This is a genomic window from Streptomyces sp. XY431 (genome assembly GCF_001279805.1).
In the GTDB taxonomy this organism is placed as follows: Bacteria; Actinomycetota; Actinomycetes; order Streptomycetales; family Streptomycetaceae; genus Kitasatospora; species Kitasatospora purpeofusca.
The window spans coordinates 19,266-29,798 of record NZ_LGDO01000019.1 but is presented as its reverse complement, the minus strand read 5'-3'; the positions used below and the strand labels follow the sequence as shown (position 1 = coordinate 29,798).

The following is a 10,533-nucleotide window of genomic DNA, read 5'->3' as shown; positions in this document are numbered from 1 at the left end:
GTGGCTCATTGTCATGTGCAAATTGGATTAGAAGTTACTTCTGGGTAATGTTGCGGCGTCCGACGGGTGAACCACGAACCGCCCGCCATGCTCTGAAGGAACATCACGTGTCCCGACCCGGCTCCCGCCGTTCCGGTCGCGCGCTGCGCACCGCCCTCGCCGCCGCCGCGGCCACCACCCTGCTCGCCGTCGTCCCCACCGCGCCCGCCCACGCGGCGTCCGGGGCGCCGGCGGCCTCGGAGGCCACCCACCTCGACGCCGTCGAGCGCGTCCTGCGGGAGGTGTCCCCCGGACTGGAGGGCACCGTGTGGCAGCGCACCGAGGGCAACAGCCTGCCCGGCGCCGGGAACGCCGCCGACCCGGCCGACTGGCTGCTCCAGACGCCCGGCTGCTGGGGCGACCCCGCCTGCGCCGACCGGCCCGGCACCCGCGCCCTGCTGGCGAGGATGACCGCCGACGTCGCCGCCGCGACCCGCACCGTCGACATCTCCACCCTCGCGCCGTTCCCCGACGGCGGCTTCGAGGACGCCATCGTCGCCGGCCTGAAGGCCGCCGTCGCGGCCGGCCACCGCCCCGTCGTACGGATCCTGGTCGGCGCCGCGCCGGTCTACCACGCCAATGTGCTGCCCTCCCGCTACCGGGACGAGCTGGTCGCCAAGCTCGGCCCGGCCGCCGCCTCGGTCAGCCTGAACATCGCCTCGATGACGGCCTCGCGCACCGCCTTCTCCTGGAACCACTCCAAGATCCTGGTCGTCGACGGACGCACCGTCATCTCCGGCGGCATCAACGGCTGGAAGAACGACTACCTCGACACCGCCCACCCCGTGTCGGACGTCGACCTCGCGCTGAACGGCCCCGCCGCGACCTCCGCCGCCCGCTACCTGGACACCCTCTGGGAGTGGACCTGCGGGCGCACCGGGGTGTTCGACAACGCGTGGTTCGCCTCCTCGGACGGCGGCGAGTGCCGCCCGTCGATCGAGCGCGAACTCAACCCGCCGGCCGTCGCCACCGGCGGCATCCCGGTGATCGCCGTCGGCGGCCTCGGCGTCGGCATCAAGGACGTCGACACCAAGTCCGCCTACCGGCCCGGGCCGGTGGCGGGCGCGGCGGACGCCAAGTGCAGCATGTTCACCCTGCACGACAACACCAACGCCGACCGCGACTACGAGACGGTCAACCCCGAGGAGAACGCCCTGCGCGCCCTCGTCGGCAGTGCGCGCAAGCACATCGAGATCTCCCAGCAGGACCTCAACGCCACCTGCCCGCCGCTGGCCCGCTACGACGCCCGCCTCTACGACACCCTCGCGGCCAAGCTCGCCGACGGGGTCAAGGTGCGGATCGTGGTCAGCGACCCGGCCAACCGGGGCGCGGTCGGCAGCGGCGGCTACTCGCAGATCAAGTCCCTCGCCGAGATCAGCGACGTGCTCAAGGCCCGGCTGACCGCGCTCACCGGTGACAAGGGGAAGGCCGCCGCCGCGATGTGCGGCAACCTGCAGCTCGCCACCTTCCGCGCCGCGCCCACCGCCACCTGGGCCGACGGCCACCCGTACGCGCTGCACCACAAGCTGGTCGCGGTGGACGACTCGGCCTTCTACATCGGCTCGAAGAACCTCTACCCGGCCTGGCTGCAGGACTTCGGCTACATCGTCGAGGACGGCAACGCCGCCGCCCAGCTGGACCGCGAGCTGCTCGCGCCGGAGTGGAAGTACTCGCAGGCGACGGCGACCGTCGACTGGGCCACCGGGACCTGCCGGGCCTGACCCGGGCCTGACACGTTCCTGACCTGCGCCTGACCCGTTCCTGACCCGCGCGACCGACCGGCCCCGGTGGACCGTCCTCCAGGACGTCCGCCGGGGCCGGCGGTGCGTCAGTCGTCGAGCGCGGAGCGGTTCCGGCGCCGGGCGCGAGCGCGGTTGCCCTCGTGGTCGCGGTTGCGGTCGCGGGCGCGGCAGGGGAGGTGGCGGGCCAGCGCGTCGCCGCAGTTGGCCGCGGCCATCCGGCGCACCAGGTCCGCCAGTCGGGTGACGAGCGGGCGCAGCCGGGCCCGGAGGGCCGCGTCGGCGCGGGTGTCGAGGTGCTCGACGGCGGCGCAGAGCCGGGTGACGAGGTGTGCGGTACCGCGAAGTGCGCGACGGAGGTGGTTCACGCGAGTGCAACCGGCGAGTCACCCGGGCGGTTCCGGCCGGGGGCCGGGTGGCCGATGCCAGCCACCCCTTCGTGCGCCCCGTGCGCCCCGTGCGCGCCCGCGTGAACGGAACGGGCGGGCGCGGAGGCGGGGGCGGACGCGGGGGCGAAAGCCGGTCGAGTGCCGGTCGAGTGTCGGTCAGCCCGTCGGTGCCGACTGCCGCCGCGCCCGCCACCGCTCGACCAGGGCCGCCACGCCGAAGCCCATGGCGGTCCAGGCCGCGGCGACGACCACCTCGACCGCGAACACCCCCACTCCGCTGAAACGGCGGAGGACGCCGGTGGAGTTCAGCCAGATCGCTCCCATCGGGTACAGGCCGAGGGCGCTCATGCCGAGCCGTTCGTCCAGCCCGAAGACCTGCATCAGCGGCGGCAGGCGGAGGGGTGCCTTCGCTGCGCCCGTGTCCGTGCCGGCAGCGGTACCGCTGTCCGGGCCCGCGTCCGCCGGCCCGGTGCTTGGCGCGTCGGTCCCGTCCGGCGTCACGGGGTGGTCGAAGCCCCAGCGGGTCTCGCCGTTGTCGAGCACCAGGACGGCGAAGTGGCCGCCCGTACCGCCGGTCTGGCGGCCGAGCCACCCGGAGGCACCGGCGAGCCGGACGGCCGTCCGGCCGGTGACCTCGGCGTCGGCGAATCGGTCGGCGTAGTCCTGGAAGGCGAGCGAGCCCGGACCCGGGTCCGGTGACGGGTCGGCGGCCTCGGGGTCGAGGCGCAGGCCCGAGCGCGTGGCGACGTCGCTGTCGTCGGAGCCCCCGGTCCGGTAGCTCCAGTCGAAGACGGTGCCGTGGACCCGGACCCGCTGCCAGTCGGTCGGCGGGCGGGTGGCGTCCTCGGGGTCGTCGGAGACGTCAGGATCGTCAGGGCCGGTGCTCGGCGGATCGGCGGTCAGCGGGTACCGCTCGACCCGCAGCCAGCGGGTCGGCAGCAGGGCCCGGCGCCCCACGACACCGATCAGGAGGAGCCACCAGATCACCAGCATGGGAATGAGGACGGCCAGGAAGGCGCGGTTCGCGAACGGGCGGCCGGGGTGGACCAGGGGGAGCAGGGGCTCCGGGAACATCCCGAGACCGGGGTGCTCCAGGTCGCGCAGGATCCGGAGGTTGTCCCCGGCCACGAGGCGGTCCAGCTTGCCGCGCACGTTCTCGACCGCCAGCGACACCTCCGGCTGCCCGGCGGGGTGCACGGCGATCATCGGGCCGTGCTCGCGGGGCCGCCCCGCTGCCTCTGCCGTGGAGAGGGCCACCGTGTTGTCCGTCCACCGGGCCCCGGCGGCGACCAGCGCCGCGTGCCTGGCGATCAGATCCTGTTCGAGCGGCTGGTGCGCGGTGAGGAGGACGACCGGGACCATCCAGATCGCGGGCAGCACCGTCGCCCAGCCGGTGAGGACCGACCGGCGGGAGCGCCGCGCCGTCCGCGCCGCGATCCCGCGCAGTTCGGCGGGTGACGGCCGGGGCCGGGGCGGGGCCGGTTCGGCGGGTTCGAGCGCCGGGGCGAGCCGGGAGGCGAGCAGCCAGCCGAGGCCGAGGAGCACGGTGACGGCGAAGGGCAGCAGCACCTCCCAGCGCGGTGCCGGGTGCCAGGGGACCACCAGAAGCGTGCCCACGGACCAGGCCGAGGCCAGGGCGACCGCGCAACCGGTCCCGAGCGTCCATGCGGTCGAGCGTCGGCCGGTCCCGCCCTTCGGCGGCGGCAGCGCGCTCGGTGGACGGACGTACTCGTGCATGGCACCCCCCCGTGCCGACGACATCGCGGGGATCACGCTAGGGCCTGATCCGGCGCCGGTCCAGGCCGCGCCGCCGGGTGGCCGACCCGGGGGGCGGGCCCTCATGAGGGCCCGCAGCTCACAGCTGGAAGCCGCCGCCCGCGGTCTGGCGGTAGTTGTCGCCCTCCGGCGAGTACGGCTGTGCCGTGCGCTTCCGGTCGCCCAGACCGGCGAACCACAGCAGGGACGACAGTCCCGCGATGATGCGCTTCATCAGTGTTCCCCCTCGATCCCGGGCGCGCCGACGGGACTGGCGCGCCTCACCCCGGATCGTATGTCGGGTCGGACCGCCGACGAACCGTTCCTGAGCGTTTCTTGAGCCTGAGGCTGTCGCTTGCCCGGGTGTGCCGGGCAGGCCCTACCCGCGGCGGTGGCGCAGCAGCGCAGTGGCGATGGCCGTCTGGGTCGGCTCCAGCGCGGTCCGGCCGTCCTCGATGTCCCAGAGGGCGTTCTGCAGCACCCGGGCGAGGGTCCAGCCGGCGGAGCGGGGGCGGTCCAGGCCGAGTGTCTCGGTGAGCAGGTCGAAGCGGCGCAGCACGGTGCGGCCCGCGTCGGCGCCCGCGAGGACGGTGTCCCAGCGCTGGTCGATGGCGGGGAGCAGCTCGAACCCCGGGTCGCCGGAGAGCGGTTCGGGGTCGATGACGAGCCAGGGCTCGCGTTCGCCGGCCAGGACGTTGCCGTCGTGCAGGTCCCAGTGCAGCAGCCGGTCGCCGGGCTCGTCGAGCAGCGGGGCGACCGCCGCCGCGCAGTCCCGCAGCAGTCGGCGTTCGTCCGGGTCGTGCAGGGCCGGGGTCGCGCGGGGTGCTTCCTCCAGCATCGCGGCGGCGATCCGGTCGAGCCGGCGCAGGCCCGGTGGGGCGGGGGTGGCGGTCAGCCGGGCCATCAGTGCGGCGAGCAGCCGCAGCGCGGTGTCGTCGTCGGCCACCGTGCCGAGCGGGCGGGTCGCGTCGAGGCGTTCGAGCAACTGGGTGCCGCTGGCGGGGTGGTGGTCGAGCAGCAGGACGGCGCCTTCGCCGCGCCAGGCCCGCAGTCCGGCCGCCGTACCGGCGGTCTCGGGGCGGACCTGCTGCAGCCGCAGGACGGCGGGGGAGCCGTCCGGCCGGCGGACCGGCAGGACCAGGGAGGCCATGCCGTGGGCGGCGGGACCGTCCGGGCGCAGGCTCCAGCGGTCGAGGAAATCGGCTGCCAGGGCCGGGAGTTCGCGGATCCACCGGCGTTCGGCGGCGCCGTGCGCGCGGTAGGAGGCGGCGAAGGCCTCGGGGACGTCGACCGGGCCGGGTGTGTTCATCGGAACCTCCTCGGCGGGGCCGCGGTGTACCCCGACTCGTCCGTGCCGACTCTCGCACGGACCGGCCGCGCGGTCGAATCGGCGCAGTGGCACCGGATTCGGTCAGCTGACGGTGTCTCGGGCAGACGCTGTGCCGAGACTGGTGGTGGCACCCCGGCCCGGGGGGCCGGTTGCCGGAGCGGGGTTCCACCCGGCTGTCGGAGGGGGTTCTGTCGTTGGCCATCGACTTCGGTGCCTGCTTCACCACTGCGGCCGTCCGTGCCGAGCAGCCCGGCACGGAGTCCGGTGGCGCGGGGAGCGGAGCGGCGGCGGTCGAGATCGAGAACAGCCGCTACCTGCCGTCCCTGGTCTGCCTGGGCGACGACGGGCGGCTGCTCACCGGCCGGGCCGCCGTCCTCGGTGGCGGCCAGGACCTTGACCCGGCCGGTCAGCAGGACGACGACCCGGTCGCGTGAGTTGTCCATGCTGCCTGCCCCCACCCGGTCGGCAACCCGCCCCGACCGGGGCGATTCCGTACGGAACACAGCGCACCGCCCGGCGCGGTGTCAGTCCTGGAACACCGTGCTCCTGCGGTCCGCCCGGGTCCGGGTTCGGTCGCCGACGAAGCACAACCGCAGCCCGTTGCCGGTCAGTTGACGATGCGTCAGGATCTGGGGGAGCGAGGTGCCGGTTTCGGGCCTCGGACCGGAGGGGGTCGGACGGTGGTTTCAGGAATACGCCTGCGCAGGATCTGCGTGGTGCTCGGCGCGGCCGTCGCGCTGTCGATCGGCGCCGGCGGGGCGCTGCCCGCCTCGGCGGCGGTGCCGGAGGGGATCGTGCAGGGCGAGGGCTCGCCCGAGGCCGTTCCCGGCACCTATCTGGTGGTGCTCAAGCCGGCTGCCGCGCAGCGGAGTTCGGTCGCGGACGGGGCGGCGGCGCTGGCCCGCTCGTACGGCGGCACGGTGCGCCGCAGCTACGAGGCGGCGCTGCCCGGCTTCTCGGCCGCGCTGACGCCCCGGCAGGCGCGCCGGCTGGCCGCCGACCCCTCGGTGGCGGTGGTCTCGCAGAACCGCCGGGTGCGGGCCGACGGCGTGCAGACCTCGCCGGACTCCTGGGGGCTGGACCGGGTCGACCAGCGGCGCTTCCCCTACGACGACCGCTACACCTACCCGGACACCGCGGGCGCCGGGGTGACGGCGTACATCATCGACACCGGGGTGCGGATCACCTCGGAGGAGTTCGAGGGGCGGGCCTCGTACGGCTACGACGCGATCGACGGCGACGACGTCGCCGACGACGGCCACGGCCACGGCACCCACGTCGCGGGGACGGTGGCCAGCGCCTCGTTCGGCGTCGCCAAGGCCGCGAAGATCGTCTCGGTCCGGGTGCTGAACGACGACGGCGAGGGCACCACCGAGCAGGTGGTGGCCGGGATCGACTGGGTGACCAGGCACGCCGTCCGCCCGGCGGTGGTCAATATGAGCCTCGGCAGCGACCCGGACCCGGCGCTGGATGCGGCGGTGGCGGGCTCGATCGCCTCGGGTCTGACCTACACCGTCGCGGCCGGCAACCAGAGCGTCGACGCGAACGAGCACTCCCCGGCCCGGGTGCCCAGCGCGATCACCGTCGGGGCGACCGACCGCGACGACACCCAGGCGTACTTCTCCAACTACGGCCCGTTGGTGGACCTCTACGCGCCCGGCGTGTCCATCACGTCGGCCTGGTACGTGAGCGACCTCGGTGGCTTCGGGGTCGAGATGTCGGGCACCTCGATGGCGGCCCCGCACGCGGCGGGGGCCGTCGCGCTCTACCTGTCGTCCCGTCCGGCCGCCACGCCCGCCCAGGTGTCCGCGGCCCTGATCTCGGCGGCGACCGTCGGCTCGCTGCGCGAGCTCGGCCAGGGCTCCCCGGACCGGCTGCTGTACACCGGCACGGTGCCGAACCGCCCGCGCGGCCCGCTGTTCGCCCAGCCGGCGCCGGTGACCTTCGAAGGGAAGGGCACGGTCGAGTCGCCGGTCACCGTGACCGGTGTGAGCGGCAGGGCGCCGCGCGACCTGGACGTGGCCGTGGACATCGACTACTGGTGGCGCGGCGACCTCAAGGTGGAACTGGTCGCCCCGGACGGCGCCGTGTTCCTGCTGCACGACACCGACATCGGCGAGGCCTACTCGAACTTCGTCGGCCTCTTCGGAGTGGACGCCTCCGCGCACACGGCGGCCGGGGTCTGGCGGCTGCGGGTGACCGACGTCGGCGGCTACTTCCCCGGCACCATCAACAGCTGGTCGCTCCGGTTCTGAGCACCGCTCGGCGGGGGCGCTCAGCAGGTCTCCAGGGCGGCCGCCTCCTCCCGGACCAGCTCGCGCAGCGCGGCGAGCCCGGGACGGCGGTCGTCCAGGCGCCACTGGAGTTCCAGCGGGAGCGTGGCCCGGCCGGCCAGCCGCACCGTGACCACGTCCTCGGTGAGGTGGCCGGTCATCGAGGCGGGGACGAGGGAGAAGGCCCGGCTCTGCGACAGCAGGTAGAGCCGGGAGCCGACGATCCGGGCCGGGCCGACCAGGACCGGTGGCTCCACCCCGCGTTCGGCGCACAGCCCCAGCACGTGGTCGTAGTAGCGCGGACTCTGTTCGCGCGGCCACAGCAGCAGCGGCAGGTCGCCGAGCTCGTCCAGCCGGACGGCGTCCCGCCCGGCCAGCGGGTGGTCCCGGCTGAGGGCGACGTGCACCGGCTCGTCGGCGATCCGCTCGCGCCGGTAGCCGGGGATGTCGTCGAGGAAGCGGCCGAGGCCGAGGTCGGCGAGTTCGCCCGCCAGGGTGGTGGACACCCGGCCGGTGTCCACCGAGGTCTCGGCCAGGACGAGTTCGGGCAGTTCGCGCTCGGCCCGGCTCACCACGGCCGGCAGCAGCCGGTTGACCACCGTCGGGGAGGCGACGATCCGCGCCGTGCCGAGCCTGGTCTCCTCGTGCAGCCGCACCCGGGCGAGCAGGGTGCCGGCCTGGTCGAGCAGCCGGGCGGACTCGGCGGCCATCACCTCCCCGGCGGAGGTCAGCCGCACGGACCGGCGGCGGCGGTCGAACAGTTCCACCCCGACGGTCCGCTCCAGCCGGGCGACCTCCTGGCTGACCGTCGGCTGGGAGATGTGCAGCCGCTCGGCCGCCCGGCCGAAGTGCAGGGTGTCGGCCACCGTGAGGAAGACCTCCAGCTGGCGCAGGGTGAGACTCGTAACCCGACTCATAGTCCGAAGTCTATGAGAAGGCCCGGTATTCATTCTGGATCCCGATGTGATCGCTCCCTAGGCTGAGCCCACCGCTGCCACACCGTGGTGGCAGCCTCACAGGGAGCACACGCCATGACCGGACTGCCCATCCGCATCTCCCAGGAAGTCGCCGAGGCCGTCGCCGCCGGCGCCCCCGTCGTCGCCCTGGAGTCGACGATCTTCACCCACGGGCTGCCCCGGCCGCGCAACCTGGAGGTCGCGCTGGAGGCGGAGGAGCGGCTGCGCGCCACCGGCGTCGTCCCGGCCACCATCGGCGTCCACGCCGGCGTGCCGACGGTCGGCCTGTCCACGGCGCAGATCGAGGAGCTGTCGGCGGCCGAGGGCCTCGACAAGGCGAGCCTGCGCGACCTCCCGGTGGTGGCGGCACTCGGCAAGCACGGCGGCACCACCGTCGCCGCGACCGCCTTCCTCGCCCACCGCGCCGGCGTCCGGGTCTTCTCCACCGGCGGCCTCGGCGGCGTCCACTTCGGCGCCTCCGAGAGCTTCGACGAGTCCGCCGACCTGACCACCCTGGCCGCCACCCCGGTCACCGTGATCAGCGCCGGCGTGAAGTCGATCCTCGACATCCGGGCCACCCTGGAGCGCTTCGAGACCCTCAACATCCCCGTCATCGGCTACCGCACCCGCCGCTACCCCGGCTTCTACATCACCGACTCCGGCCACGAGATCGCCTACCGGGTCGACACCCCGGAGGAGGCGGCGAGGGTGATCGAGGCCCGCGACGGCCTCGACCTGCCGCAGGCCGTCCTGATCGCCAACCCGGTCGACCCGGACAAGCAGCTCCCGCCGCAGGAGCTCGACGCCCTGCTGACCCGCGCCTGGGCCGAGGCCGACGCCCGGGGCATCAAGGGCAACGCCTCCACCCCGTTCCTGCTCGACTTCATCCAGCGCGACACCCAGGGCCGCAGCCTGGAGGTGAACATCGAGGTCTACCGGGGCAACGTCCGGCTCGGCGGGGAGATCGCCACCGCGCTGGCCGCCGCCCGGAACGAGGGCTGACCGGTGCTGGGAGTGCTCGGCGACCTCGTGGAGGACGTCGTCGTCTGGGTGACCGGACCGCTGCGGCACGGCACCGACTCCACCGCCAGGGTCTTCCGGCAGCGCGGCGGCAGCGCCGCGAACGTCGCGGCCTTCGCCGCCGGACAGTGCCCGGTCCGCTTCCTCGGCTGCGTCGGCGACGACCCGGCCGGCGGCGGCCTGGCCGCCGAACTGGCCGGCCACGGCGTGGACGTCCGGGTCGCCCACCGGGGCCGGACCGGCAGCATCGTGGTGCTGATCGACGACGGGGGCGAGCGCACCATGCTGCCCGACCGGGGTGCGGCCACCCTGCTGGAGACCGTCCCGGACGCCTGGCTGGACGGCCTGACCCATCTGCACGTGCCCGCCTACTCCTTCGACGGTGAACCGGTCGGCACGACGGCCGTCGACGCGCTGCGCCGGGTCCGCTCGGCCGGCGGGACCACCTCGCTGGACGCCTCCTCCACCGGCATGCTGGAGGGCTTCGGCCGTGAGCGCTTCCTGGCCCTCGCCGAGGAGCTGGCGCCGACCCTGCTGTTCGCCAACCGCTCCGAGTCCGCCTACCTGGGGCTGCTCGTCGACGGGCGGCCCGGCCCGGAGCGGGCCCGGCTGGCGGCCACCACGGTGGTCACCAAGTCGGGGGCGGAGGCGACCGCGATCGACGTGCCGGGGGCGGCGCCGTTCACCGTGCCGGTCCCGCCGGTGGGCGAGGTCCGCGACCTCACCGGCGCGGGCGACGCCTTCGCGGCCGGGTTCCTCGCGGCCTTCCTGGACGCGCGGCTGACGGGGGCGGAGCCGGGCGCGCCGGGAACGCCGGTCCTGCGTGAGGCGGCGGCGCGCGGGCACCGCTGCGCGGCGCGGGTGCTGGCCTCGCCCGGCGCCTCCTGCGCGGAGGACTGAGCCGGGGGCGGCGCCGCCCGCCCCGCCGCGGCCCGTTCCGCCACGGCCCGTTCCCGGTCGCACTCGCGCCGGGGGCGGGCCGGGCGCGCTCCGACGGCTGTCTAGGACACGATCTGACCTACACGGCCCCTA

10 protein-coding genes are annotated in these 10,533 nt (G+C 74.7%); 5 read left to right on the top strand and 5 right to left on the bottom strand.

The features are described from left to right. Positions 1-107 precede the first annotated feature (107 nt). A complete protein-coding gene (locus tag ADK60_RS03595) occupies positions 108-1,760 on the top strand; it encodes a phospholipase D-like domain-containing protein (protein ID WP_234370931.1) in 1,653 nt (550 codons plus the stop codon). A 107-nt stretch (positions 1,761-1,867) separates the two neighbouring features. Here ADK60_RS03595 and ADK60_RS03590 read toward each other — a convergent pair whose 3' ends face one another. The 4 genes from ADK60_RS03590 to ADK60_RS03580 all read right to left on the bottom strand — a co-directional run bounded on the left by ADK60_RS03590 (position 1,868) and on the right by ADK60_RS03580 (position 5,231). Then, positions 1,868-2,146: a hypothetical protein gene (locus tag ADK60_RS03590; protein WP_045942974.1), complete on the bottom strand. Its 279-nt coding sequence runs from the start codon at positions 2,144-2,146 to the stop codon at positions 1,868-1,870. Positions 2,147-2,323: 177 nt separating this feature from the next. After that, a complete protein-coding gene (locus ADK60_RS03585; RefSeq protein ID WP_053643172.1) occupies positions 2,324-3,904 on the bottom strand; it encodes a hypothetical protein in 1,581 nt (526 codons plus the stop codon). A gap of 118 nt (positions 3,905-4,022) precedes the next feature. Then, positions 4,023-4,157, bottom strand: coding sequence for a hypothetical protein (locus ADK60_RS47420; protein ID WP_286163533.1), 135 nt, complete (start codon positions 4,155-4,157; stop codon positions 4,023-4,025). 144 nt (positions 4,158-4,301) lie between these two features. Beyond that, complete coding sequence (locus tag ADK60_RS03580) at positions 4,302-5,231, bottom strand: aminoglycoside phosphotransferase family protein (RefSeq protein WP_053643171.1); 930 nt, start codon at positions 5,229-5,231, stop codon at positions 4,302-4,304. Positions 5,232-5,446: 215 nt separating this feature from the next. Between ADK60_RS03580 and ADK60_RS03575 the strand changes: the two genes are divergently transcribed. After that, positions 5,447-5,686: a hypothetical protein gene (locus ADK60_RS03575; RefSeq protein ID WP_053643169.1), complete on the top strand. Its 240-nt coding sequence runs from the start codon at positions 5,447-5,449 to the stop codon at positions 5,684-5,686. A gap of 183 nt (positions 5,687-5,869) precedes the next feature. Next, a complete protein-coding gene (locus ADK60_RS03570; protein WP_079008018.1) occupies positions 5,870-7,507 on the top strand; it encodes a S8 family peptidase in 1,638 nt (545 codons plus the stop codon). A gap of 20 nt (positions 7,508-7,527) precedes the next feature. On the opposite strand, the gene ADK60_RS03565 is transcribed toward ADK60_RS03570, so the two are convergent. Beyond that, positions 7,528-8,442 carry a LysR family transcriptional regulator gene (locus tag ADK60_RS03565; RefSeq protein WP_053643165.1) on the bottom strand — a complete coding sequence of 305 codons (915 nt, stop codon included), beginning with the start codon at positions 8,440-8,442 and terminating at the stop codon, positions 7,528-7,530. A gap of 114 nt (positions 8,443-8,556) precedes the next feature. Between ADK60_RS03565 and ADK60_RS03560 the strand changes: the two genes are divergently transcribed. Both ADK60_RS03560 and ADK60_RS03555 read left to right on the top strand, forming a co-directional pair. Beyond that, positions 8,557-9,483 carry a pseudouridine-5'-phosphate glycosidase gene (locus ADK60_RS03560; RefSeq protein ID WP_053643163.1) on the top strand — a complete coding sequence of 309 codons (927 nt, stop codon included), beginning with the start codon at positions 8,557-8,559 and terminating at the stop codon, positions 9,481-9,483. A gap of 3 nt (positions 9,484-9,486) precedes the next feature. Then, on the top strand, positions 9,487-10,401 hold the full coding sequence (locus tag ADK60_RS03555; protein ID WP_053643161.1) for a carbohydrate kinase family protein: 915 nt from the start codon (positions 9,487-9,489) through the stop codon (positions 10,399-10,401). Positions 10,402-10,533 lie beyond the last annotated feature (132 nt).

Coding starts and splice junctions, on each gene's coding strand:
- ADK60_RS03585 (WP_053643172.1), bottom strand. CDS start 3,904: ATGCACGAGTACGTCCGTCCACCGAGCGCGCTGCCGCCGCCGAAGGGC.
- ADK60_RS47420 (WP_286163533.1), bottom strand. CDS start 4,157: ATGAAGCGCATCATCGCGGGACTGTCGTCCCTGCTGTGGTTCGCCGGT.
- ADK60_RS03580 (WP_053643171.1), bottom strand. CDS start 5,231: ATGAACACACCCGGCCCGGTCGACGTCCCCGAGGCCTTCGCCGCCTCC.
- ADK60_RS03570 (WP_079008018.1), top strand. CDS start 5,870: ATGCGTCAGGATCTGGGGGAGCGAGGTGCCGGTTTCGGGCCTCGGACC.
- ADK60_RS03565 (WP_053643165.1), bottom strand. CDS start 8,442: ATGAGTCGGGTTACGAGTCTCACCCTGCGCCAGCTGGAGGTCTTCCTC.
- ADK60_RS03560 (WP_053643163.1), top strand. CDS start 8,557: ATGACCGGACTGCCCATCCGCATCTCCCAGGAAGTCGCCGAGGCCGTC.